Genomic DNA, 23301 nt, shown 5'->3' on the forward strand with positions numbered 1-23301 from the left:
CTCCAACTCCCTTGTCATTGTGTTATTCAGCAGAGAACAAGTAAGGATAGACAGGTTGGTCACCTTGGTGAATTTCCACTTCTAAATCCTCGTGTTCAGCTTGTAAGCTAGCGGCTAACTCTGCTGCTAGTTCTTGCGTGCCGTCAACTCCCACTAAAATCGTCACAATTTCAGTGTCTTCATTTACCATTTTATGCAAAGTATCTAAGGAAGCTGCTTTTAAATCGGGTTCACTAATCACAATTTTACCGTCAACCATGCCTAGGTAGTCATCTTTTTTAATGGCTACGTGGTCAATGGACGTGTCCCGTACTGCCGTTGTAATTTGCCCGGAAACAACTTCTTGACTCATTTGCGTCATAGCTTCTTGGTTTTCACCTAAAGAACCGTCAGGATTGTAACCTAGCATGGCTGTTAAGCCTTGCGAGATGGTCCGTGTTGGGACTACCGCCACGGGAATGGTGGCTACTTCAGCCGCTTGGTTGGCGGCCATAAAGATATTTTTATTATTTGGTAAAACGATAACTGCTTTTGCGTTAACTTCTTCAATCGCTTTTAAGATGTCTTCGGTACTAGGGTTCATGGTTTGCCCGCCGGAAATGACGTGCGCCACACCGAGACTAGTGAAGAGTTCTTTAACCCCATCGCCAGCAGAAATAGTAATGACTGCTAACTCTTTAGCCGGCGCTTTAGGTGCCACGTTGCCTTCTTCTTTGTCGTGCTCTAAGATGGCTTCGTGTTGACCCCGCATGTTGTCGACTTTAATTTTCACTAAAGAGCCAAAGCGTTGACCATAATTTAAAACTTCGCCAGGATGTTCCGTGTGGACGTGCACTTTCACGACTTCATCATCGTTTACTACTAAAAGAGAATCCCCTAATTCATTTAAATAATTGCGAAATTCTTCGTAATCAAACTCAGCTTCTACGGTTGGGCCATCGCCTAACGCGACCATAATTTCTGTACAGTAACCAAATTTGATGTCTTCTGTCGCTAATTGCCCTTGCACAGAGCGATGATGTTCAGCATTGACCATTTCATCCATTTCCGCAGGTGTTGGTTCGTAGACTTGATCAGGGGAAACTTTGCCAGAAAGACTCTCGTAAAAACCTTCATAAACAAAGACTAATCCTTGACCCCCACTATCCACTACACCGACTTCCTTTAAGACTGGTAATAAATCTGGTGTTTTAGCTAAAGCTTTTTTACTCGTATTTAAAACAGCTTCCATTACTTCCACCACGTCATCGGTCTTTTGCGCAGCACGTTCGCCAGCTTTAGCAGCTTCACGAGCAACGGTTAAAATCGTTCCTTCAACGGGTTTCATCACAGCTTTATAAGCTGTTTCTACGCCGTGGGTAAAAGCGTGGGCTAATTCGTTAGCGTCCAGTTCCACCACATCAGGAATCCGCTTGGCAAAGCCGCGGAAAAGTTGTGACAAGATGACGCCGGAGTTCCCCCGCGCCCCCATCAATAGACCTTTAGATAAAGCTTGCGCTAAAGTACCCACAGCAGTTGCTTTAGAATCAGCGACTGCTTTAGCTCCACTTGTCATGGATAAGTTCATATTCGTTCCAGTATCACCGTCGGGTACGGGAAAGACATTTAAAGAATTGACATATTCCGCATTGGCGTTCAAGCGATTAGCACCTTGTTGCACCATTTGTTGGAATTGACTGGCATTAATTTTTACTACACTCACTAAAAAAATCCTCCTTAAACGCGCACCCTAGTCAGGTAAAACGCGCACTCCTTGAACATAAACATTCACTGAATTCGCTGTAATCCCTAGCATAGTTTCTAAATTGTATTTCACTTTTTCTTGGACATTTTTAGAAACTTCAGAGATTTTAGTACCATAACTTACGATGGTATACACGTCTACCGCTACGCCATTTTCCTCTTGCCGCACGACAACGCCTTTTGAATAATTTTCTTTACGTAAAATTTCATTTAAGTTATCACGAATTTGGTTTTTGCTAGCCATGCCGACGATTCCGTAAATATCTGTAGCCGCACCGCCAACAACAGTAGCAATGACTTCATTCGCAATTTCAATAGTCCCCGCTTGGGTTTTAATTTTCACAGCCATGTATGTGCCTCCTTTTAATCAAAGGGTCAAAAGCACCCATTTTCTCAGATAATTCTATCATAGACCCGCTAGAAAAGAAAGATAACTTCTTTTGTTTCTAGATTTTCTTCTATCTATATTGAGGAATTTTGTCGTTTTTTCCAAAAAAAGAAAGGAAAGCAACTTGCAAAACCCTTGGAACTATGGTAGATTATTCTAGTATGAGCTGAAACTTTACGCTCCAAGATCAAGGCAAAGGAGGAACAAAAAATGGCAAAAGTATGTTATTTTACCGGTCGTAAAACAAGTAGTGCAAACAACCGCTCCCACGCGATGAACTCTACAAAACGTACCGTTAAACCAAACTTACAAAAAGTTCGCGTATTAATTGACGGTAAACCTAAAAAAGTTTGGGTGTCTGCTCGTGCTTTGAAATCAGGTAAAGTAGAACGCGTTTAATTCACACTACAAGCTAAAGCGTTAGGTCTGAGACCTAGCGCTTTTTTTGCGTTTTAAAATCTTTCTCCTCATTCGAAATTTTAAAAAGCTCCCGCCAAAAGTTGGCAAGAGCTTTTTTATATTCAGCGTGTTTGATCTTTACTTTGAATCACCGCAACTAAACCACTAGCAAAAGAAAAATTAGCGGTGGACCCAATGAATTCGTTACTGGCATAGGCGTAAGGAATGGGTAGGTCCGTGGCGGGTAAAGCGTATTTGCTGTTCCAAATTTTCAATTGTTGCACCGGCGTTAGTGGCACATAGGCTAGATAAAAGTACGCCGGATTTTTAGTCACGGTATAACTCCCGGGTAAATAAAAATCAATCTGATTTTGTTGATCCAGTAAATGAATTTGCCGCGTAAAAGGAGCAAAGCGCGCTTCAAAAGGTAAAAATAAATTGGCCAAAAAGTGATCCACCCGTCCCCCGGTTGCGCCTAACAAATAAAAGTCCGCCGTCGGATAATTTTCCACCGCAATTTTCAGGGCAATTTGGGTGTCGGTATCATCTTTTTCCGGCACTAATTGGTGCACTTGGGCTACTTTGGCTTTCACGCTAGCTAATTCTTCGGCACTTAAGGAATCAAAATCTCCCACCGCAATATCAGGCAGGTGCCCGGCTTGTAGCAAATACCAAGTCCCCCGGTCAATGCCGATTAAAACATCGGCTTGCTGCACTAAATCAGCGGGCCAAGCTTTGGGGTGTGCGCCGGCTACCAGTACTACTTTCATCCTTGTAAAACTTCTTTTAATTGTTGAAGTTTACTTTGGGGATCTTTAGCACTATAAATATAAGAACCCGCGACAAAAACTTCGGCCCCAGCTTTTTGACATAACGGCGCTGTTTCATGGGTGATGCCACCATCGACTTCGATGTCAAAAGTTAAATTGCGCGCCTTTTTCAAATCCGTCAAAGCTTGAATCTTAGCTACCGTTTCTGGTAAAAAGGCTTGACCACCAAAACCGGGATTGACGGTCATCACCAGTACTTGATCTACTAGATGTAAAACTGGTTCAATGGCACTGACTGGTGTCCCTGGATTAATCACGACGCCAGGTTTCACCCCTAATTGTTTAATTTGTTGTAAAACACCGTGAATATGGTGGGTAGCTTCCACGTGAACCATGATAATATCGGCGCCAGCTTTAGCAAAATCCGCTAGATATTTTTCTGGGCTTTCAATCATTAAGTGCACATCTAGCACGAGTTTGGTGTGGGGGCGCAAAGCCGCCACCACATTGGGACCAAAAGTGATGTTGGGAACAAAGTGACCATCCATCACGTCAATATGCACATACTCAGCACCAGCTGCTTCTACTAGCGCTACCGCGGCGGCTAAATTAGCAAAATCCGCGCTTAAAATTGAAGGGGCAATTTTCATTCGTCAGACTCCTATTCGTTTACTTTTTTATTTGCCGTAAACCGGCTTACGATTTTTAATTTCCGTGACAAATTGCAAATAATTATCATAGCGACTCGTCATAATCTCGCCAGTGGCTACCAGTTCTTTGACGTGACAACCAGGTTCATTTAAATGTTGGCACTCGCGAAACTTACAATGTTGGCTGGCTTTTAAAAACTCCGGAAAAAGTTTAGGCAAGGTCGTCAGCTCCATCAAAGGAAATTCTAAGGAACTAAAACCGGGAGTATCGGCGATTAACCCGCCAAAAAGCGGATGCAATTCAACGTGGCGCGTGGTGTGCCGACCGCGACCTAAGTATTCGGAAATTTCCCCCGTTGCTAAATCAAGACGATCATCAAACTGATTCACCAACGTCGACTTGCCCGCACCGGATTGGCCCATCAAGACCACCAACTGTTGGGGAAAATATTTTTGTAAAGTCCTTAAAACCTCATCATCGGTGGAAAACAAAACCGGATAACCAATTTTTTCATAGCCGGAACGAATAGCCGTGAAATCCTCAGCGCGGGCTAAATCCATCTTACTGAGATAAATTACCCCACGAATGCCAAAGTATTCCAATTGCGTTAAGAAGCGATCCAACAAGTTGCTGGAAAAATTAGGCTCCACCACACTCATCACCACCAAGGCTAAATCAATATTGGCGACTTGCGGTCGAATTAATTGGTTTTTCCGTGGATGTAGTTCTAAGAGATAACCATCCGTAACATTTTCACTTTCAAAGGTGACGTAATCCCCCACTAAAGGCGTCAGCTTGCGTTTGCGAAAATTTCCCCGACCGCGGGTTTGATACACGGTGCCCTCTTTTGTTTGTACATAATAAAAACCACTTAAGGCTTTAATGATTTGTCCTTCCAAGCACGCACCTCCTCAACATTTATTTTTATTCTACCATACTTTATCCCCTTACTTCGTATCCGATAAAAAAATCGCCGCCAACAGTTCAAGTTGACGGCGCTAATTTTTTACTTATGGATTTGTTTCTTTAGTGGAACTGGTAGTGGTAGAAGTTGTCGGAACTTCAGAAGAACTAGAGCTTGGTGTCGTTGGCTCTGGTCCTTTAGAGATGACCACGTTAATGGTATCGCCGGCTTTTAAGACGGAACCAGCGGCAGGATTAGAAGAAACCACTTCACCGGCAGTGCGCGTCGCATCATAACTTTCTGTGAAGTTCACGTACAAACCATTTTGATTCACAAAATTTTGTACGTCGGCCTTACTATACCCCACTAAGTTAGGTAAGTTAACGCTCTTCACTTCCACCGCTTTAGCAACAACCAGACTGACGTTATCACTTTTCGGATTTACTTCTTCGCCGGCATCAGGTGATTGATTAATTACTTTGCCGGCGGTTTCACTGGATTCCTCTTCCGTAATACTGATTTGATCTTCGCTAAAGCCCAATGCTTTTAAGGCAGCAATAGCACTAGCTTGCGTCATGCCTGTATAACTATCTAACGTTTTTAAATCAGGTCCCGTAGAAACCGTCAAGGTAATCTCTTCATCCGGATTGGCTTTTTGGCCAGCTTTTGGCGTTTGCTTCACGACGTTGCCTTTTGCGACATCATCAGAAGCAGCTTCCACTTTTTTAATTTTATCTTTGGTGAAACCTTGCGCTACTAACTCATCCACAGCATCCTCATAAGACTGATCCGTAACATCTGGTACGTCAAGTTCACCTGGTCCGGAACTAACGTAAAGCGTAATTTCGCGATTTTCTTTGACGACGGAACTCTTCTCTGGATCTGTTTTAACGACGGCATCTTTTTCAATTTTATCATCGGCAATTTCTTTAGTTTCACTAGCCACAGTCAGCTTAGCCTCTTCCAACTTAGTCGTAGCTTCCGCCACACTTAAACCGCTAACGTCGGGAACTTTCACATCCGCCGGCGCCGAAAGAGCTAAGGCAATCACTACGCCAATCGCCACGGCAAAGACAGCCAAAATGCCGATAATCCACCACTTCTTCTTGCTTTTCTTTTTCTTCGGTGGAGTTGGAGCAAGAGGAGCAACCTCTTCTGGTTCTTCGGCCACGGGTGTTTCCATCTTTTGGAAGCTTGAGGGCATTGGCGTATCTTTTAAAATTGGCCCCATAATTACGGTATCGCCGTTTAAGCCTTTCGGTTGGAAAGGTGCTTCGTTTAAACGGCTGCCATCTAAAGCCGTTTTTAGATCCGCCGCCATATCATCTACTGTTCGATAACGATCCACCGGTTCTTTGGCTGTGGCGTGGAGCACAACATTTTCCAACGCTTGCGGAATCCCCGGATCAATATCTTTTAAGGAAGGCAAATCATTTTGGAAATGTTTTAAAGCAATGGACACTGCCGATTCGCCATCAAAAGGTACGTGCCCACTGAGCATTTCATACAAGATAATCCCTAAAGCGTAAATATCCGATTGGCGGGTCGCCATGCCCCCTCGCGCTTGCTCTGGTGACAAATAATGCACTGAGCCTAACATGGAGTTAGTTTGCGTGATGGAGGTTTCCGATAACGCAATGGCAATCCCGAAGTCAGTAATTTTTACGACGCCATTTTCATCAATTAAAATATTTTGTGGTTTTAAGTCGCGGTGAATGATGCGGTGTTGGTGTGCTAAAGAAATAGCATCCAAGATTTGCTCCATAATATCCACCACGGTGAAATACGGCATGGGATAATGCTCTTTAATGTAACGCTTCAAGTCCATCCCCTTCACGTATTCCATCACCAAGTATTGCATCCCATCTTCTTCCCCGACATCATAAACGGAGACAATGTTGGGATGGACGAGTTCCGTTGCCGCTAGTGCTTCCCGCTGAAAGCGCCGAATCGCCGCTTGATCATTTTGGAAGTCAAAGCGCAGGACTTTGACGGCTACTTGTCGTTTTAAAATTAAATCTTGGGCTAAAAAGACATTGGCCATGCCACCAGAACCGATGTTGCCGATAATTTTATAGCGGCCGTTGAGTTTTTTACCTATTTCAATCATTGCGCTCCTCCTTCCTGAAAATCAATTAATAGTACGGTGATATTATCTAAACCGCCGTTGTCGTTGGCGGCCGCAACGAGGGCTGTTACTTTTTCAGTGGTAGTCTGGTCACTAGTCAATACTTGTTCAATATCTTCATCGTTCACCATATTAGTCAAGCCATCGGAACATAGGAGTAATTTTTCGGTTCCCGTTACTTTCAAAGACGAGACGTCGACTTCCAAGGTACCTGGCATCCCCACCGAACGGGTCACTACATTTTTTTGTGGATGGACTTTAGCCTGTGCCGGCGTAATTTCCCCTTCATTCACTAATTCTTGTACTAAGGAGTGGTCCACCGTGATTTGTCGCAGGTGTCCGTCTTTCACTAAGTAAGCGCGAGAATCTCCTACGTGGGCTAAGACAAATTCTTCAGGAAAAATAATCGCTGCCACCACCGTCGTTCCCATGCCGTAATAAGCAGGATCTTCTTGGCCCTTGGCGTAAATGCGTTGATTTTCCGTTTGTAAGTTTTGGATAAACCATTTGCTAGCTTCTTCCACTTGTTGAAGCGAACTTTGGCTAAAACGTTGGCCTAATTCTTCCACCGCCATTTTGCTAGCCACATCTCCTGCTAAGTGTCCCCCCATACCATCAGCGATAATCGCTAAGGTGTACCCTAACTGGTTGGTATAAGTCGCCGCAAAGTCTTGGTTATTCCGCCGTTTTAATCCTTGGTCTACCAAATATTGGATTTCCATTCGTTTCACCTCTTTATGAATTGCTGGTTGGGGCGATTTTTTGTAAACGACTAATGAAAAAGCCATCTGTTTGAAAATCTTGCGGCAGCAAAGTTAACGTTTGATCGACTACTTTGCTCTGCGCCCCTTGTACCTGAACTTCTGTCAACACAAACTCAGGATGTGCCTGTAAAAATTGTGTTAGCACACCACGGTTTTCTTCTTGTGTGATGGTACAAGTACTGTACACCATTATACCCCACTGCTTCAACGTTGGGGCACAACTGTTTAAAATTTCCAATTGAATTTCTGGTAATTTAAGAAATTCTTGGGGATTTTTTTGATATTTAATATCCGGCTTACGGCGCATTAGGCCTAAACCTGAACACGGCGCATCCACTAAAATAGCGTCAAAGGATTCTTTAGGAAAAGTAGTGGCGACTTTTCGAGCATCCATTACTTTGGAACTAACGCGGTCTGCTACCCCAAGGCGTTTTGCATTGTCCATAATAAGTTTTACTTTATGTTCATGTAAATCTAAAGCGGTAACGTGCCCCGTAGTTAAGAGGCTCGCCATGTGGGTGGTTTTCCCCCCAGGCGCTGCACAAGCATCTAAGACCTGAGCATCTGGTGCTAAAGTCATGGCAGGAGCTACTAGCATGGAGCTTTCATCTTGAATCGTCAACCACCCTTTTTTAAAAAGTTCGCTGGTGGCTAAGGCTCCTTTTTCTCCGATGATTCCCGCCAGTGCAATAGGACTTTCTTTGACCGTTAACCCTTCTGTGGCTAAAAAGGCAATAGCTTCCGCGCGAGAAATTTTTTGCAAATCCACGCGGGCGCTAACATGACTCGGGGTTAATAAACTCTCCGCGAGAGCCGCCGTTTTTTCCAAACCTAATTGGGGCACTAAATAATCTAATAAGACGCGAGGAAAACTGGTGGCAATAGATAAACGTTCCAGGGGATCTTTAAGCTCGCTGTAGTCACTAAAGCCTTGACGTTGCACGTTGCGTAAAACACCGTTCACCAGTTTACCAATGCCGGCATGTCCTAAAGTTTTGGCAATCTCGACACTTTCATTTAAGACGGCGTGATCCGGCACTTTAGCCAAAAAGTGTAATTGATACAATCCCGTCAAAAGCAACCACTTCACCCACTCTTCTAAAGCTTGTGGTTTTTTCACGAAGCGGGCTAATTGGTACTCTAAGCTTAAACGATGATTCAACACCCCATAGACAATTTCCGTAAATAATTTGCCGTCAGGAATACTCATTTGTTTTTCGTCCAAAATTCGGCTGACTAGAATATTGGAATAGCTACCGCTAGCAATGCGGGTTAAAGCGTAGACTGCTTGGTAGCGCGGATTATGGGCGTACTTGGCAGGAATCTTTTTCATTGTAAACTCGTCCCCACTGTTAACTCTTGACCGCTACCATTTAAGTAATCACTAACGGACATCGCTTTTTTGCCAGCTGGTTGCACAACTTTTAAAGCTAAGACCGACTGCTCACCGCAAGCAACTTTTAATTCTGGGTGTAAAGCAATGATCGTGCCAGGAGTAGCGTCGGTGGTTTCGTCTAAGACCATGCTGTTCCAAATTTTAAAACGCGTGCCATTAAGGAGGCCGTAAGCCCCCGGAAACGGTCGTAAGCCGCGAATTTTATTAAAGACCGCGGTGGCGGATAAAGTAAAATCTAGTTGTTCTTGCTCTTTAGTAATATTGGGCGAAAAAGTAACTGCACTTTCCTCTTGGGGAACAGGCGCTAAACCGCCTAAAATTTTTGGCAAGGTCTCTAACAATAAATCTCGTCCGACAATGGAAAGTTTTTCGAATAATAAACCAGTATCGTCCGTTGGTAAAATCGGAATCGCTTTTTGCGTGAAGATGCCCCCTGCGTCCATCTTTTTAATCATTTCCATAATGGTAACGCCGGTTTTTTCATCGCCATTCATCACAGCATAATGAATTGGTGCCCCACCGCGGTATTTAGGCAACAAAGAAGCGTGGACGTTTAAGGCGCGGATTCTGGCAGCTTGCAATAATTTGCTAGGTAAAAATTGGCCAAACGCTGCTGTAATTAATAAATCCGGAGCTAAGGCGATGATTTCCGCCATTTCCGGTGAGCCAGATAATTTTTCTGGTTGTAATATTTTTAAATTGTGGGCCAGCGCCGCTTTTTTTACCGGTGTCGGGGTTAAAACTTTTTTCCGACCCACGGGACGATCCGGTTGGGTCACCACCGCCAATACTTCGTAATGGGGATCTGCCAACAAGCCTTCTAAAATCGGCACACTAAATTCTGGGGTCCCCATAAAAACAATACTAGTCATTGAAGTGTTCCTCCATCCATTCCTCAATTTTTTCTGGCGGAATAGCCTCCACCATTTTTTCCGTAAATAAAATACCTTGCAAATGATCTACTTCATGTTGCACACAACGGGCCAAGTAGCCACTGGCCGTCATTTCCATGAGTTCGCCTTCACGGTCGTAATACTCTACGGTAATTTCGGCAAAACGTTTCACCGTGCCATAAGTCTCTGGCAACGAAAGGCATCCTTCAATGTCTAAAGTCTCCCCGGTACCATAAAGAATCCGCGGATTAATGAGTTCCAACACTTCATCCTCTTCTTCCACTTGAATCACACAGATTTGGGCCAGGACACCCACTTGGCAAGCCGCAATGCCGATGCCATCGTGAGCCTGCATCGTTTCATGAAGATCATCTAAGAGTTGCCAGGTTTCCTCATTGATTTCTTCCACCTCGTAACACCGCTTTTTTAAACGGCGATCTGGCATAATTAAAACAGGTAAGATCATTTTTTTCTCCTTAAATAAATTGCAAAGGTTCCACATCAATGGCAATCTTGACGGCGCGGTACTGCGGGGTCACCGTCTGCTCTTGGATAAAGTGTAAGAGTTGAGCCAATTGTTCTTCATGCTTATATTTAATCAACACTTGGTAATAATACTGGTTGTTAATGCGTAAAATGGCTTTGGGGCTAGGGCCGATAAAAATCGCTTGGGGACTTAATTTTTCTTTTAGTAAACGATAAAATTGAAAAATTGTTTGGCAGGCGACTTTTTCCTCCTGATGGCTAGCGGTTAGTTGGACGGTAAAATAATAAGGTGGGTAACCACTTAAACGGCGGATGCCCATTTCTTTTTGGTAAAAAGCCTCGTAATTTTGTTGCTGCGCTAATTGAATGGCGTAATGGTCCGGATTGAAGGTTTGAATAATGACTTCCCCTTTTTCACTGCCGCGCCCGGCTCGTCCCGCCACTTGGGTTAACAACTGGAAGGTATGCTCGCTGGAGCGAAAGTCTGGCAAGTTCAACGCAGTATCGGCGTTTAAGACGCCTACCAAGGTGACGTTAGGATAGTCCAAGCCTTTAGCAATCATTTGCGTGCCTAATAAGATGTCGGCTTCTTGCGCTTCAAAAGCGGCTAGAATTTTTTCGTGGGCGCCTTTTTTCCGCGTCGTATCCACGTCCATTCTTAAAATACGCGCACTAGGGAAAAGTTGTTGTAGCTCTTCTTCGACTTTTTGCGTCCCGGTACCGTAATAACGCATCTGCTTACTATGGCAATGAGGACACTCCCGTGGAATTCCTTCTTCATGCCCACAATAGTGGCACTTCATCTTTTTAATATCTAAATGCATCGTTAAAGAAATATCGCAGTTGGGACATTGCAAAACTTCCCCGCATTCGCGACACAAGACAAAGGCCGAATAGCCACGCCGATTTAAGAGTAAGACGGTTTGTTGTCTTTTTTCCAAGCGTTCCGTAATTTTTCTTTGTAAGACGCTAGAAAAAGTCGACGTGTTCCCTTGTTGAAATTCTTCTCGTAAGTCCACCACTTCAACTTGCGGTAAACTTTGGGCCGTAGGGCGTTTTGTTAGCCGCAACAAGTGATAAACGCCTTTTTGCGCCCGGGCCCGAGATTCTAAAGAAGGTGTCGCACTCCCTAAAACTAGCGGGCAGCCGTGGTAACGACTGCGCCACAAAGCTAGGTCACGGGCATGATACCGCGGGTTTTCCCCTTGCTTATAAGTGGTCTCATGCTCTTCGTCAATAATAATGACCCCCAGATTTTCTAAAGGGGCAAAAATTGCCGAACGGGCTCCCACCACGACTGTGGCTTCTTTCCGTTGAATTTTCCGCCATTCATCATAACGCTCGCCACTGGATAAGGCGCTATGTAAGACCGCTACCCCCGTGCCAAAGCGCTCTTTAAAGCGTTTCACCATTTGCGGGGTTAAAGCAATTTCCGGCACTAACATTAAGGCCGTTTGTTGTTTTTCTAACGCCGTCTGAATCACTTGCAAATACACTTCCGTCTTGCCGCTACCGGTCACTCCTTCCAGTAAGAAGGTGGCCGCTTGCTTTTGCTCGCGGCTCTCATTGATTGCCGTATACGCCGCTTGTTGTTCGGCTGTTAAGGCTAACGGTTGGCTTTGGGCAAACTGGTGGGCTTTAAAAGGATCGCGATACACTTCCCGCTCTTCAAAGCTGATCCAGCCTAATTGCTCCACTTGCCGTAAAAAAGTCGCGTCAAATCCTAACGCGTAAGCTGCACTGACGGGTAAGCTTTCCGTCAACGTCTGTAAATAATTTAAAAATTGTTGCCGTTTTAAGGCGTTTTTCCGTTGCGCCTGAAATGTTTTTTGCAGTGCATCCGGCGTTAAGTTATTGCTAAAGTAGCGTTGGGTTTTCACTTGGTCGCGACTTAAGACCCGGTAACCAATCGTTACTTTGCCAGCTTTTTTCAAGAGCGCCAGTTGACTTAATAAACCTTTGGCTTCAGCCTCAGCAAAAGGTAATTCTTGAGCGTCGGCAAAAAGAGTCGCTTCACTAGCCGTTAGTGTGTCCCCGGCCACAAAAAATTTTTCGTAGTCGGCTTTTAAGACGTTAGGGAGCATCGTCTGTAGACAAGTAATCCAAAAAGCATAGGTGGTCTTTTGCATTTCTCGACTCAAAGCTAACATTTCTTCATTTAAAACGGGTTCAGCGTCCATTAAACTAGCTAGGTCTTTTAGCGCTGGCAAATCGGCAGTCAGTAGCGTACTGTCTGCTCCTAGGCCCACCACAAAACCTTGCACTAAGCGCCCACCTTTGCCAAAAGGTACCGTCACTCGTAAGCCAACTTGCATTAAATTTTCGTACATTTCCGGGACGTGATAGCTAAAAGCTTGGTCGGTATTTTGGCTAGGAACATCCACAATCACTTGCGCTAACATTTCTTCATCCCTTTCTAGAATATAAGAGGCTGAGACATCGCCAATAGGAGTGTTGTCTCAGCCTCAAACTTGTTTACATTTTTTCGTCTAAAATTTTTTGTTCTAATTGTTTTTGCTCTTGGTTAGCTTGCGCGGCTTTTGCTTCCGCTTCTAAGCGCATCCGTTCCCGTTTTACTTCAGGATGAGGATCGATGATGACGTTGCCGGCATCAATTTCTTCTAAGGCTCGGCCCACACCTTTCACGGATTCAAATTTATCAAGGGTAGGTGTTGCTTTGGCATCTAATTCATGAGCTCGTTTACTGGATAAAATTACCAAAGAGTATTTGGAATTCACTTTCGTCAGTAAGGAGTCAATGGAAGGTCGTAACATCATAGTCTTACATCTCCTTAATCATTTTAATATATTTACCAATGACGCGATCGACACGGCAATGTTCACCGCGAATGATTTCGCGAATTTTTTGTACGGCGTTATCCACGTGGTCATTGACTACTGCGTAATCATAACTAGCCATCATTTCAATTTCTTCCCGCGCGACAGCCATCCGCTTTTCAATCACTTCTGGGCTATCGGTACCGCGATGAATAATCCGCGACTTTAATTCTCCCAAGTCAGGTGGCGTTAGAAAAATAAAGACACCATCCGGCACTTTTTCCCGCACTTGCATGGCCCCTTTGACTTCAATCTCTAAAAAGACATCCTGTCCTTGGTTGAGGGTTTCTTCCACATACGTTAAAGGTGTGCCATAGTAATTACCCACGTATTGGGCATACTCTAACATTTGACCTTTTTCAATCATTTCTTCAAATTCTTCTTTGGTGCGGAAATAATAATCCACGCCATCCACTTCTCCTGCCCGCATTTTCCGCGTCGTCATGGAGATGGAATATTTAAATTCATTATGGGTGCTGGCAAACAACGCTTTACGCACCGTTCCTTTGCCAACTCCAGAAGGACCAGACAAAACGATTAATAAACCTCTTTCAGACATGAAAGCTAAACTCCCTATTTATATTTTCTCTTTATTGTGCACTTTTTTGTGAGATTTTTCAACCCTTCTGCCAAAATTCCGCGGAATTCCTACTGGATATTTTGAATTTGCTCACGAATTTGTTCCAATAAAGTTTTTAACTGCAAGACGCGACTTTTAATTACTAACGCTTGGCTTTTAGCCCCGAGGGTATTCACCTCGCGATTCATTTCTTGCACTAAAAAGTCTAATTGCCGACCAACAGGACCTTGCGCTTGTAATAAATCAGTGAACGCTGCTAAATGCGCCATCAAGCGATCCAGCTCTTCATGAATGTCTCCCCGTTCAATGATTAAAGCCGCTTCCGTTAACAAACGATTTTCATCTACATCAGCACCTAAAAGCTCGGTTACTTTATTTTTTAGCCGCTCGTAGTGGCTACTTTCAATTTCTTCATTAAATTGGCTAATGGCCAAAACAATTTCTTGAAAGGTATTTTGATTACTGCGTAAAATTTCTTTTAACCGTTCCCCTTCTTCACGCCGCGTTTTGACTAGTTCAGCCAAAGCTTTCTCTAAGGCCGTCGTTGCTAAAGCCGGCAAAAGCAGGGCCACCTTGCTAGCTTCTTGAATCGTTAGAAAGTCTGGTTGTGCTAACAGTCCCGCCAAACTGGAGGCTAATTCTTGTTCCCTTAAACCAGGGATTGTTTTAAGTTGGGCTAAAGCCGAAGCCAGCAGTTCTTTTTGGACCACAACCTCTTGTGCGCTCCCACCACTTGCGGTGACTTGGCAAAAAATTTCCACCCGGCCGCGTTTTAAAGCGTCTTGTAAAATTTTTCGCAAAGCCAACTCTTGACCGTTTAACTCTTTAGGCATTTTAAATTGCAAATCCAAAAAGCGCTGGTTGACACTTTTTAATTCCACCGTAACTTTTAAATTTTCGTCACTAGCGCTCCCCTTGCCAAAACCCGTCATGCTTTCCATTAAAAGGACATCCCTTCTAAAAGCTCTTTTAACGCCCCTAACTCCTCGTTGCTTAAGGTGACGCCTTTGCCCATTTTTTGATGATCACTGGACCAGTCTCGTAAATCAAACTTGGCCGGTCGACCATTCCAACTCACGAGGTTCAACTCCTTTTGCCAGCCTTTATTATTGGTGGCTAAAATGCCCACTTGTTCCATAATTTCAAATTCAATTGCCATCTTTCCTCTTCCTTTCTACTGTTGCGTGATAAAGGTTAAAAATGCTTGCAGCAAGCTTAAAGCACCTTTAGCAAAAAAAGGTTGCCCTTCATTACTTAAAAGGCGACCAAAAGCCCGCTGTCCTAAAACGGCTAACAAATCGGTCCGACTTAACTGCCCTTGAGTTAACTTTTCCTTAGAAGCGGCCACTACTGTGGCTTGAAGCTCTGACCAAGCATACAATTCGGTGGGTTGAATGTTAAAGTACGCCGCCAAAAGTTCCATTAAAGCTAAACTAAAATTCAATTGCGACACAGGCTGCTGATAAAAACGTCCCAGCTCGCTAAAGACTGTCCCGTGTTTAAAGGCCAAACGCCATTGGGGTTGTTGCCGCAAAAATGTTTGTCCCAACTGATACTGCGTCCATAAAGCCCCACTATCCAGCGTATACCAATAACCACAGGCTGCTTGAAAAATTTTCAGTCCATCCAGATAGCCTAAAACTAAATTTTGCTGACTGCGATTTTTTTCAAAAAGGAGGACTTCCCCTAAGGACCAAGGACTCTTACAAAAAATTTCTGCAGTGGTGGCTGGCAGGCGCGTATTTTTAATAAAACCCGGACCCTTCACGTCGATGGTCAGCAACAAGTCTGCGCCCCACGCTAGCCCCAAATCTTGTGGTAGATTATTACGATAGCCACCATCCATATAATAATGATCGTCAATTTTAGCTAAGGCCATCGCCGGGAAAAAAGAAGCCGACGCCACCAGCCACGGCATAAACTCAGCTAAGGAAACTTCATGCATTTTGATTACTGTTTCTTTCAAGGCAGGGACCTCGGTGGTGACAACTTGAAATTCTTGGGTAGCTTGTTGAATTTTATGACTATCCATGTATTGAGTAATGAGCTGTTGCAGCGGCGCCGTAGACAAGCCGGCACTCAGTAACGCTTCGCGCACAAAGCGCCCCCGCGTTAAATTATCTGGTGTCACATCTTCAGCAAAAGCCAAAATTTGTTGCGTGTCAATCTCCTGCCATAAGGCAAGTGCTTTTTCCAACTCCCCTTGTAAAATCAAACCGCCGTTTAAAGCCCCCACGGAAGTCCCCGCGACAAATTGGAAAGGCACGTGGTGTTCCCGCAGCGCTTGATAGATACCAATTTGATAAGCACCCCGCGCCCCGCCGCCGCCTAAAATTAAAGCGGTCTTGGTCACCACATCCCACTGATAAAAATTATCTTGCAACTTACCCGTCGCAAAAAAAGGAGTCCAGGTGGGGACTAAACAATTTTGTGGCCAACGCAAAGTTGTTTTCAGTACTTGCCGCAGGGATTTAAAAAGTTGGGCTTGTAAAGCCCCACTAGGAAAAGCTTCCTGACGATGAAATAAAATATTTTCTACCGTTAACGAGTCCCCTTGTAACTTTCCCACCAAAGCGGCCACTAATCTTTTTTTATTGAAGTAGCCAAAAACCACCGCTTGTGGCGTAAATAATGCGCTAAAAACACAACGGTAACTCTCCTTTAAACTACTAAAAAAAGGAGCCGGCAAATACGCCTGCGCCAAAAATTCTTGCAGCAGCGGATAATCTCCTAACGACAACTGACGACTTTCCATTTCAGCGCCTCCTTCCACCATCCTTATTAGCCATATTGTACTACATTCCGGAAAAGACGAAAACCAAGATGAGGGATAGGCAAAGCTCTTTTTCGTTACAAAAATTTTAGATTGGTTTAGAATAGAAGTGTAGACGAAATGACTCGTTTAAATAAAAGGAGGAATTAACCATGGCATTTACAATGAAAGAAGAAGAATTTTTCGCAAAGTATTTGGCACACGTTGTGATTGAAGGTAAAGAAACAGACGCCCGCGCTGCAGTGACTCGCTTGTTTGCTGCCATTAACACGCAAGATGGTAACCTCGACACTGTTAAAGAAGAATTATTACCTCAATTATTAAGCTATGTCGATCCTAAAGTGAAAGACGACACAGAAAAACTCTTGCTGAACTGGCTAGCTGAAAAAGCTTAAAAAAGACGATTGCAAGTTGGCGTTTTTTTGAGTAAAATAGCTTAGAAGATAGGAGGACGCAAATGGAAAATCGCAAATTATTTCATATGAAAAAATTTACTGAATTTATTGCTCGTTCCTCCAAAGAATGGTTCGTTCAGCTGTTGGCCGATGATCCACACTTTGAGCGGGAACAAAAAATCCTGTTGGAAAAACTAACTCTTGCTCGGCAAAACCAAGCGCTAGTTGTTTTACAAGTGGCGCAAAAAGCTCCGCAAACTGGCTTTGATACTTTGGCTGGCTTCATCGCCTCTAAAGACCTCACCAAAGAAACAATTTTAGTGCGACCTTTAGCCGCAAACCAAGCCTTACAAATGGTGGCTTTAAAAGACATCAAAAAAGTTGCTGTCCAAAAAGCAGCCGTTTAAACAATCCTTAGTCAAACTACCCAGCGCGTGTTGGGTAGTTTTTTTATTGCCCCCGACTAACTACCACCGCTACTGAAAAAAAGTGCTATACTGAGAACACTTGAAAGGAGCACGAATCATTGTTTGAAGAATTACTAAAAGAAAATTGTTTTGCCGAAGATCCGGTGAAAAGAGCTGCCGCCGCTGCGAAATTAGAGGAACTCTATGGTTGCGAAATCAGTGCCCTAGAAATGGCGCCTGATGTTTTATTCGCTCATCATGCGCGTGGTTGTACCATCATCGCCGCCAAAATCTGTCAAGGAGCGGTCATTTACCAAAATGTGACAATTGGCTCTAACTTAAAATACAATCAAGAGACTCACTCTTGGGAAAATGTCGGCAACCCGGTTATTGGGCAAAAAGTCATTATAGCAGACGGCGCCAAAATTCTCGGCCCCGTAATTGTTGGGGATAACTCCGTAGTGGCCGCTGGCGCCATCGTTACAAAAAATATTCCGGCGAATAGTCTCGTTTATGGTGTGAATCAAATTAAACCTAAAGATCCAAAATACGACTACGTCTATCGTCCGGAAATGATTGCTACGACTGAAATTATTCAGGCCTGTCACCAATTGATTGCTCAGTACAACCGTGAAAATTAATATAAAAGCTAAAGAAAGTCGCGGATTAGCGGTGAAAAAATCATCCGCTGATAAAAAATATCGTTTGCGCCAAAAAATTAAACTCTTCCAGTAACTGTCTTCCAGTAACTGAGAACAATCTAGCGAAAAGGAGCTGCCTTGCCTTGCTTAAACTTAAAGTCATCAACATTGAAGAATTATCCATCTATCATCAATTACAAATTAATGCTTTTGCGCAATTATATGCTAAATATCAAGATACCGAGTCTAATCCTGGTGCGCAATCTTTAGCGTTCTTGCAGGAACGTTTTAACTTGCCTGGACGAATTCATATTCTTTTTTATCATCAAGATGTACCCATAGGCGGCGCGAAATTGATAATAGTTAATAATGAAGCTAAAATCGGTCCTTTATTTATCGCACAGGAATTTCAAAATCAGCAATTAGGTTGCGCCGCACTGCGCCTGCTTGAAAAAGAATTTCCCACCATTCATCGTTGGTACCTTGGAACATTAAAACAAGAAGCACATTTAATGCATTTTTATCAAACCGCTGGCTATACAGTTTACGGTGAAGAACCTATTACGAAAGATTTAGATGAAGTTAAATTTGAAAAAATCATTTAGAACACCTCAAACAATAAAAACGAAAGGCAAGTTGACTAACTTAGTCGCAGCTTCCTTTCGCTTTTTAATTATTTCGGTTAAAAAATTCTGTCTTACACAAAAAAAGTTTTTTCAGAAAATTATTTACAAATATACAAGAAAAAGCAAAAAAGCATTGTTTAACAAAGAACTGCCCTTCTCCACTGGTTAAAAGGGATATCATGTGATATTTTATCACATATACCAAAGGAAAGGTGTTGGTCTGATGAACCGCACAGAAAAAGACTCTCTAGGAGTAAAAGAAATCCCTGCCACAGCTTTATATGGCATCCAAACCTTGCGAGGTGCTGAAAATTTTCAAATGAGCCAGCAAAACGTGGATCGCCGTTTTATTTATCAAATCGTTAAAATCAAAAGAGCTGCTGCCTATGCCAATTATCAAACTGGTGTATTAACCACGATAAAATACCAAGCGATTGAACACGCCTGCAATGAAATTTTAACAGGAAAATATGATGACGCGTTTATCACCGATCGTCTTCAAGGCGGGGCGGGTACGACGACGAATATGAACGTTAATGAAGTAATTACTAATGTAGCTTTACAGTATTTAGGAAAAAAAACTGGTGAATATCAATATTTACATCCTTTAGATGACGTTAATCGCAGCCAATCTACCAATGATGTTTATCCTAGCGGTGGCAAATTAACAACTTTAATTTACTTAGAAGAAGTAATTACAGCCGTTAAAGACTTAAAAGACCTATTGAACGATAAAGGACGACAATGGAGTCACATTAAAAAGATGGGGCGCACCCAACTACAAGAAGCCGTTCCTACAACTTTAGGCGCTTCTTTCCAAGCTTACGCTAGCGCTTTAACACGTTGTTTAACGCGACTGACTGGCGTCAAAAAAGAACTCTGTCTTTTAAATCTAGGAGGAACTGCTATTGGTAACTGTCTTAACGCTAGTCCCGCTTATCAAAAGGCCCTTTATGAGTATTTGCAACAAGACTATGAAGATAAGCTTGCTCCGGCAGAAGATTTGATTGACGCTACTCAACATATTGACAGTCTAGCAGCTGTTTCCAGTGCTTTGAAGACTTTAGCTATTACTTTAGGAAAATTGGCAAACGACCTCCGTTTACTTTCCAGTGGTCCGCGTAGTGGCTTTTGCGAATTAATGCTTCCTGCCGTCCAAGCTGGTTCGTCGATTATGCCAGGAAAAGTTAATCCGGTAATTCCTGAGGTAGTCAACCAAATTGTCTTTCAAGTGATGGGAAATGATCTTACGATTTCGTTAGCGTGCGAAGCAGGACAATTGGAATTAAATGCGTTTGAACCTATTATTTTTGCAAATTTATTTGAAAGTTGCCAGCTACTAACAGCAGGTTGTCAGACACTGGGACAAAAATGTATCCAAGGAATCATGCCTAATCAGGAAAAATGTACACAAGATGTCTATCAAAGTACTGGAACGATTACTCAGCTAACACCTTTAATTGGGTATGAAACGGCTAGTCGCATCGTCAAAGAAGCATTAGCTAAAAAAGTTTCCGTATTCGATTTACTCCAAGAAGAAAATCTCTTATCAGGCACAAAAATTGAAGCCTTGCGCAAAAAAATTAGCTAAAGGTCTTCCCTGTGGGTTACCCCTGCACTGTGCCAACCGAAAATTCTTTTCTCAATTGAGACCAAAAAATAAAAGCTAAAGAAAGTCGCGCCTAACTCGGGCGTTGCTTCCTTTAGCTTTTTAAATGCTCAAATCAAAATCCATTTCTTCTTCAAAATGCCACGTCCGTTTGCCAGTATGATAGACTAAAGCGGCGACGGCGGTTTCTTTTTTAAAGCGATTCTCTTCGGTCTTAAAGATGCGATCTTCCACGATATAAAGTGGGATGCGGTACTCTTTATTCACAACTTCTGTTTGTGAACAGCAAAAGACCACGCCCTCCAGTAAATAGGTTTTCAATTGCCGTAATAATTCGTTAGGAATTTTAGCGACAGGTAGATTGCGCTTAAAGAAGCTCTTACGGTCGTTAATCCGCACTAAGGTAACCTGCACTAGCTTATCCCCTAAAATGCGGTAGAACTCATCTAGATAGCGATAAAAGACGCGATTATACTCGTCTTCCCCCAATTCAAAGTAAGCAAAATTATTTTGTAATTTGTAAAAGAATGGCGAGCGCAAATGGACTTTCATATGTCCAAAATACAACAACTCAGCAATTTCTTGGGGCGTTAATTCTTTTAACATGTTACTGTCGGAAAAATCTACCCATTCTACTGTTGATTTATCTTTGCGGCGCTGCAAATTTTTTAAATAATCCTCCACGTTCACTGCGCCTTCAATTACCTTTAGGCCGGTATGGGGATCAAAGTTTCCTGCTTCGGCGGCCGGATTTAAGAGCAAAAGATTTTCTGGCCGATGGGTGAGACTCTGATAAAAGTCGGTGTGGGAAATGCCTTTGGTCACCAGACTATTACTCGTCGTATCTAAATGAACATACACAGATGCTGGCACCGCTTTTCCCCCTTTCCCCTTCTTCTTTATTTTACTGTAAAACTGACTGAAAATGTTTTAAGATTCCATTACAACTAGCGCAAAAATTGGCGATTAAAAAAGCTCATGACTTCTTCGTAATCCATTTGTAAGAAACGTTAAGGATTTTCCTTGGATGATGCAACGTAAAAAGGAATTTTTTTCTTTTTTGGCGTCAGTATTTTATTGACAACCTATCGCCATAATTATAATAAAAGCTATACCATGGGTCAATGAAAGTCCTTAGTAAAAAAAATCATTTCTTCCTAAACGTTTTAAATAAATTGCGAAAAAGCAACGAGAGAGAAATTGTTCCAGACAATTCTCCATCGTTGCTTTTTTAAAATTTGCGGAAACGTTGATAACGGTTCGCTAACAATTCGGCCGTTGATTGGCTTTGTAGTTGCGTAAGCTTGGCGCTTAAGTCATTTTGCAAGCGTTGCGCGATAAGCTTTTCGGATAAAGCGGCACCTTTAGCATCCGTCTCGGGAATAATCCGCTCACAAACACCTAATTGTAAAAGTTCTTGTGGCGAAATTTTCATGACTTCGGCGGCTTTTTTAGCTAGGCTAGCATCCTTCCATAAGATAGACGCAAAACCTTCCGGCGATAAAATCGCATAAAAAGTATGCTCCAGCATCCAGACTTCATCGGCTAAAGCTAAAGCCAAAGCACCACCAGAACCACCCTCGCCAATGATAATCGCGATTACCGGCACGCGACAATCGCTAAGAAACATTAAATTTTCAGCAATCGCACTGCCTTGTCCCCGTTCTTCAGCGCCAATCCCACAATAAGCGCCCGCCGTATTAATGAAGGTAATAATCGGACGCTGAAACTTTTCTGCCTGACGCATTAAACGTAAGGCTTTACGGTAACCTTCTGGGTGAGCTTGACCAAAGTTGGTTTGCAAATTTTCTTTGAGGTTGCGGCCTTTTTGTAAACCAATCACGGTCACTGCTTGTTCCCCTAAAAAAGCTAAGCCGCCGGTTACAGCTTGATCATCAGCAAAAAGGCGATCACCGTGAAGCTCTTGGAAATCACGAAAAATACTCGCGAAGTAGGCGCGACTTGTCGTCTTGGTGGCCGCCCGTGCTTTTTTTAAAAGTTCACCACTATCTACTTTAACCATGGGCCACCTCCGTTACACCGTGCAGCCGTAACAATAAAGCTAAACGTTCCTTTTGCTGACTACGGGGAATAATTTGGTCGATAAAACCATGTTCCATTAAAAATTCAGCTTTTTGAAAACCTGGCGGCAATTCTTGTTGAATCGTTTGTTGAATCACCCGGGGACCAGCAAAACCAATTAAAGCGCCGGGCTCAGCCAAAATTAAATCCCCTTCCATGGCAAAACTAGCGGTAACGCCACCGGTGGTAGGATCCGTCAAAAAAGCAATGTAAAGGAGACCGGCGTTACTATGGCGTTTCACCGCCGCCGAAATTTTGGCCATTTGCATTAAAGATAAGATTCCTTCTTGCATGCGGGCCCCACCAGAAGCACAGTATAGAACGACTGGCAATTTTTGCGCCAAAGCTTTTTCAAAGAGGCGGGTAATTTTTTCCCCCACGGCTTGGCCCATGCTCCCCATCATAAAACGGGTGTCCATTACGCCGAGGGCCACGGTTAAACCCTCCAGGCGCCCCACCCCGGTTACAATCGCATCTTTTAATTTCGTTTTAGCTTGGAGCTGTTGAATTTTTTCCGGATACTGGGGAAAGTCTAAAGGATTTTGGGTCACAACTTCCTGGTCCCATTCCGTAAAACTTTTCTCGTCTACTAGTAGCCGTAAGCGTTCAAAACTAGAAAGGCGATAGCCGTAATGACAATAAGGACACTCTTTTAAAGCCGTCAAATGGTCCTTGTGAAAAATTTGTTCACAGGCTGGACACTTTTGAAATAAATCATCAGGAATCGCTGGTACCACATCTTTTTCCGGCAGATGTAAATCTTGGGGAGGAGTAATGCGGATATACGGTCGCTTTTTTTTGAAAAACACCATGCACAACGCCTCCTTT

At 43.3% G+C, this 23301-nt stretch carries 25 protein-coding genes; 6 read left to right on the forward strand and 19 right to left on the reverse strand.

All coding sequences use genetic code 11. The features are described 5' to 3' along the window. Positions 1 to 22: 22 nt before the first annotated feature. Both FFM57_RS01340 and FFM57_RS01345 read right to left on the reverse strand, forming a co-directional pair. Positions 23 to 1702 (reverse strand): DAK2 domain-containing protein, encoded by a 1680-nt coding sequence (locus FFM57_RS01340; RefSeq protein ID WP_137598727.1) that lies wholly within the window; start codon positions 1700 to 1702, stop codon positions 23 to 25. 27 nt (positions 1703 to 1729) lie between these two features. Then, positions 1730 to 2092, reverse strand: a complete 363-nt coding sequence (locus tag FFM57_RS01345) for an Asp23/Gls24 family envelope stress response protein (RefSeq protein WP_137598728.1) — start codon at positions 2090 to 2092, stop codon at positions 1730 to 1732. Positions 2093 to 2341: 249 nt separating this feature from the next. Here FFM57_RS01345 and rpmB point away from each other — a divergent pair, with 249 nt between their 5' ends. Further along, on the forward strand, positions 2342 to 2530 hold the full coding sequence (gene rpmB / locus FFM57_RS01350) for a 50S ribosomal protein L28 (RefSeq protein ID WP_137598729.1): 189 nt from the start codon (positions 2342 to 2344) through the stop codon (positions 2528 to 2530). A gap of 122 nt (positions 2531 to 2652) precedes the next feature. Here the strand turns inward: rpmB and FFM57_RS01355 are convergent, their stop codons facing one another. The 14 genes from FFM57_RS01355 to FFM57_RS01420 all read right to left on the reverse strand — a co-directional run bounded on the left by FFM57_RS01355 (position 2653) and on the right by FFM57_RS01420 (position 16695). Continuing rightward, on the reverse strand, positions 2653 to 3300 hold the full coding sequence (locus FFM57_RS01355) for a thiamine diphosphokinase (protein WP_137598730.1): 648 nt from the start codon (positions 3298 to 3300) through the stop codon (positions 2653 to 2655). Beyond that, positions 3297 to 3950 (reverse strand): ribulose-phosphate 3-epimerase, encoded by a 654-nt coding sequence (rpe, locus tag FFM57_RS01360; protein ID WP_137598731.1) that lies wholly within the window; start codon positions 3948 to 3950, stop codon positions 3297 to 3299. The genes FFM57_RS01355 and rpe overlap by 4 nt, the downstream gene beginning before the upstream one ends. Before the next feature lie 27 nt (positions 3951 to 3977). Continuing rightward, positions 3978 to 4850 carry a ribosome small subunit-dependent GTPase A gene (gene rsgA, locus FFM57_RS01365; protein ID WP_137598732.1) on the reverse strand — a complete coding sequence of 291 codons (873 nt, stop codon included), beginning with the start codon at positions 4848 to 4850 and terminating at the stop codon, positions 3978 to 3980. A gap of 111 nt (positions 4851 to 4961) precedes the next feature. After that, positions 4962 to 6965, reverse strand: coding sequence for a Stk1 family PASTA domain-containing Ser/Thr kinase (gene pknB / locus FFM57_RS01370; protein WP_137598733.1), 2004 nt, complete (start codon positions 6963 to 6965; stop codon positions 4962 to 4964). Then, complete coding sequence (locus FFM57_RS01375; protein WP_137598734.1) at positions 6962 to 7705, reverse strand: Stp1/IreP family PP2C-type Ser/Thr phosphatase; 744 nt, start codon at positions 7703 to 7705, stop codon at positions 6962 to 6964. Before FFM57_RS01375 ends, pknB begins: the two co-directional genes overlap by 4 nt. Positions 7706 to 7718: 13 nt before the next feature. Beyond that, complete coding sequence (gene rsmB / locus FFM57_RS01380; RefSeq protein ID WP_137598735.1) at positions 7719 to 9080, reverse strand: 16S rRNA (cytosine(967)-C(5))-methyltransferase RsmB; 1362 nt, start codon at positions 9078 to 9080, stop codon at positions 7719 to 7721. Beyond that, positions 9077 to 10015 carry a methionyl-tRNA formyltransferase gene (fmt, locus tag FFM57_RS01385; protein ID WP_137598736.1) on the reverse strand — a complete coding sequence of 313 codons (939 nt, stop codon included), beginning with the start codon at positions 10013 to 10015 and terminating at the stop codon, positions 9077 to 9079. The genes rsmB and fmt overlap by 4 nt, the downstream gene beginning before the upstream one ends. Further along, positions 10008 to 10502: a peptide deformylase gene (gene def, locus FFM57_RS01390; RefSeq protein WP_137598737.1), complete on the reverse strand. Its 495-nt coding sequence runs from the start codon at positions 10500 to 10502 to the stop codon at positions 10008 to 10010. Before def ends, fmt begins: the two co-directional genes overlap by 8 nt. 10 nt (positions 10503 to 10512) lie before the next feature. Beyond that, positions 10513 to 12924 (reverse strand): primosomal protein N', encoded by a 2412-nt coding sequence (gene priA, locus FFM57_RS01395; protein WP_137598738.1) that lies wholly within the window; start codon positions 12922 to 12924, stop codon positions 10513 to 10515. A gap of 73 nt (positions 12925 to 12997) precedes the next feature. Further along, positions 12998 to 13300 (reverse strand): DNA-directed RNA polymerase subunit omega, encoded by a 303-nt coding sequence (rpoZ, locus tag FFM57_RS01400; protein WP_137598739.1) that lies wholly within the window; start codon positions 13298 to 13300, stop codon positions 12998 to 13000. Between the two features lie 4 nt (positions 13301 to 13304). Further along, complete coding sequence (gene gmk, locus FFM57_RS01405) at positions 13305 to 13919, reverse strand: guanylate kinase (RefSeq protein WP_137598740.1); 615 nt, start codon at positions 13917 to 13919, stop codon at positions 13305 to 13307. Positions 13920 to 14008: 89 nt separating this feature from the next. Continuing rightward, the gene (locus FFM57_RS01410; protein WP_137598741.1) at positions 14009 to 14881 is read right to left on the reverse strand and encodes a YicC/YloC family endoribonuclease; all 873 of its coding nucleotides are present in this window, start codon (positions 14879 to 14881) and stop codon (positions 14009 to 14011) included. Further along, a complete protein-coding gene (locus FFM57_RS01415; RefSeq protein WP_137598742.1) occupies positions 14881 to 15099 on the reverse strand; it encodes a YdbC family protein in 219 nt (72 codons plus the stop codon). Before FFM57_RS01415 ends, FFM57_RS01410 begins: the two co-directional genes overlap by 1 nt. 15 nt (positions 15100 to 15114) lie before the next feature. Next, positions 15115 to 16695: a patatin-like phospholipase family protein gene (locus FFM57_RS01420; protein ID WP_170999842.1), complete on the reverse strand. Its 1581-nt coding sequence runs from the start codon at positions 16693 to 16695 to the stop codon at positions 15115 to 15117. Positions 16696 to 16865: 170 nt separating this feature from the next. Here FFM57_RS01420 and FFM57_RS01425 point away from each other — a divergent pair, with 170 nt between their 5' ends. The 5 genes from FFM57_RS01425 (at position 16866) to FFM57_RS01445 (ending at position 20373) form a co-directional block, all read left to right on the forward strand. Further along, on the forward strand, positions 16866 to 17108 hold the full coding sequence (locus tag FFM57_RS01425) for a hypothetical protein (protein WP_137598744.1): 243 nt from the start codon (positions 16866 to 16868) through the stop codon (positions 17106 to 17108). 62 nt (positions 17109 to 17170) lie between these two features. Then, entirely contained in the window at positions 17171 to 17515 is a 345-nt protein-coding gene (locus FFM57_RS01430) for a hypothetical protein (protein ID WP_137598745.1), read from the forward strand. Between the two features lie 119 nt (positions 17516 to 17634). Then, positions 17635 to 18156: an LbetaH domain-containing protein gene (locus FFM57_RS01435; RefSeq protein ID WP_137598746.1), complete on the forward strand. Its 522-nt coding sequence runs from the start codon at positions 17635 to 17637 to the stop codon at positions 18154 to 18156. 143 nt (positions 18157 to 18299) lie between these two features. After that, positions 18300 to 18761: a GNAT family N-acetyltransferase gene (locus FFM57_RS01440; protein ID WP_170999844.1), complete on the forward strand. Its 462-nt coding sequence runs from the start codon at positions 18300 to 18302 to the stop codon at positions 18759 to 18761. A 244-nt stretch (positions 18762 to 19005) separates the two neighbouring features. Further along, a complete protein-coding gene (locus FFM57_RS01445; protein ID WP_170999845.1) occupies positions 19006 to 20373 on the forward strand; it encodes an aspartate ammonia-lyase in 1368 nt (455 codons plus the stop codon). Positions 20374 to 20493: 120 nt separating this feature from the next. Here FFM57_RS01445 and FFM57_RS01450 read toward each other — a convergent pair whose 3' ends face one another. The 3 genes from FFM57_RS01450 to accD all read right to left on the reverse strand — a co-directional run bounded on the left by FFM57_RS01450 (position 20494) and on the right by accD (position 23285). Beyond that, positions 20494 to 21264 carry a hypothetical protein gene (locus FFM57_RS01450; RefSeq protein WP_137598748.1) on the reverse strand — a complete coding sequence of 257 codons (771 nt, stop codon included), beginning with the start codon at positions 21262 to 21264 and terminating at the stop codon, positions 20494 to 20496. Between the two features lie 358 nt (positions 21265 to 21622). Continuing rightward, complete coding sequence (gene accA / locus FFM57_RS01455) at positions 21623 to 22414, reverse strand: acetyl-CoA carboxylase carboxyl transferase subunit alpha (RefSeq protein WP_137598749.1); 792 nt, start codon at positions 22412 to 22414, stop codon at positions 21623 to 21625. Next, positions 22407 to 23285 carry an acetyl-CoA carboxylase, carboxyltransferase subunit beta gene (gene accD, locus FFM57_RS01460; RefSeq protein ID WP_137598750.1) on the reverse strand — a complete coding sequence of 293 codons (879 nt, stop codon included), beginning with the start codon at positions 23283 to 23285 and terminating at the stop codon, positions 22407 to 22409. The genes accA and accD overlap by 8 nt, the downstream gene beginning before the upstream one ends. Positions 23286 to 23301 lie beyond the last annotated feature (16 nt).

Origin of the sequence: Enterococcus nangangensis, from assembly GCF_005405245.1 — a bacterium.
GTDB lineage: Bacteria > Bacillota > Bacilli > Lactobacillales > Enterococcaceae > Enterococcus_J > Enterococcus_J nangangensis.

What these genes read in the sequence shown, in the direction of transcription:
- FFM57_RS01345 (WP_137598728.1), bottom strand. Translation starts at nt 2,092, where the DNA reads ATGGCTGTGAAAATTAAAACCCAAGCGGGGACTATTGAAATTGCGAAT.
- rpmB (WP_137598729.1), top strand. Translation starts at nt 2,342, where the DNA reads ATGGCAAAAGTATGTTATTTTACCGGTCGTAAAACAAGTAGTGCAAAC.
- FFM57_RS01355 (WP_137598730.1), bottom strand. Translation starts at nt 3,300, where the DNA reads ATGAAAGTAGTACTGGTAGCCGGCGCACACCCCAAAGCTTGGCCCGCT.
- rpe (WP_137598731.1), bottom strand. Translation starts at nt 3,950, where the DNA reads ATGAAAATTGCCCCTTCAATTTTAAGCGCGGATTTTGCTAATTTAGCC.
- pknB (WP_137598733.1), bottom strand. Translation starts at nt 6,965, where the DNA reads ATGATTGAAATAGGTAAAAAACTCAACGGCCGCTATAAAATTATCGGC.
- FFM57_RS01375 (WP_137598734.1), bottom strand. Translation starts at nt 7,705, where the DNA reads ATGGAAATCCAATATTTGGTAGACCAAGGATTAAAACGGCGGAATAAC.
- rsmB (WP_137598735.1), bottom strand. Translation starts at nt 9,080, where the DNA reads ATGAAAAAGATTCCTGCCAAGTACGCCCATAATCCGCGCTACCAAGCA.
- fmt (WP_137598736.1), bottom strand. Translation starts at nt 10,015, where the DNA reads ATGACTAGTATTGTTTTTATGGGGACCCCAGAATTTAGTGTGCCGATT.
- def (WP_137598737.1), bottom strand. Translation starts at nt 10,502, where the DNA reads ATGATCTTACCTGTTTTAATTATGCCAGATCGCCGTTTAAAAAAGCGG.
- priA (WP_137598738.1), bottom strand. Translation starts at nt 12,924, where the DNA reads ATGTTAGCGCAAGTGATTGTGGATGTTCCTAGCCAAAATACCGACCAA.
- rpoZ (WP_137598739.1), bottom strand. Translation starts at nt 13,300, where the DNA reads ATGATGTTACGACCTTCCATTGACTCCTTACTGACGAAAGTGAATTCC.
- gmk (WP_137598740.1), bottom strand. Translation starts at nt 13,919, where the DNA reads ATGTCTGAAAGAGGTTTATTAATCGTTTTGTCTGGTCCTTCTGGAGTT.
- FFM57_RS01410 (WP_137598741.1), bottom strand. Translation starts at nt 14,881, where the DNA reads ATGGAAAGCATGACGGGTTTTGGCAAGGGGAGCGCTAGTGACGAAAAT.
- FFM57_RS01415 (WP_137598742.1), bottom strand. Translation starts at nt 15,099, where the DNA reads ATGGCAATTGAATTTGAAATTATGGAACAAGTGGGCATTTTAGCCACC.
- FFM57_RS01420 (WP_170999842.1), bottom strand. Translation starts at nt 16,695, where the DNA reads ATGGAAAGTCGTCAGTTGTCGTTAGGAGATTATCCGCTGCTGCAAGAA.
- FFM57_RS01425 (WP_137598744.1), top strand. Translation starts at nt 16,866, where the DNA reads ATGGCATTTACAATGAAAGAAGAAGAATTTTTCGCAAAGTATTTGGCA.
- FFM57_RS01430 (WP_137598745.1), top strand. Translation starts at nt 17,171, where the DNA reads ATGGAAAATCGCAAATTATTTCATATGAAAAAATTTACTGAATTTATT.
- FFM57_RS01445 (WP_170999845.1), top strand. Translation starts at nt 19,006, where the DNA reads ATGAACCGCACAGAAAAAGACTCTCTAGGAGTAAAAGAAATCCCTGCC.
- accA (WP_137598749.1), bottom strand. Translation starts at nt 22,414, where the DNA reads ATGGTTAAAGTAGATAGTGGTGAACTTTTAAAAAAAGCACGGGCGGCC.
- accD (WP_137598750.1), bottom strand. Translation starts at nt 23,285, where the DNA reads ATGGTGTTTTTCAAAAAAAAGCGACCGTATATCCGCATTACTCCTCCC.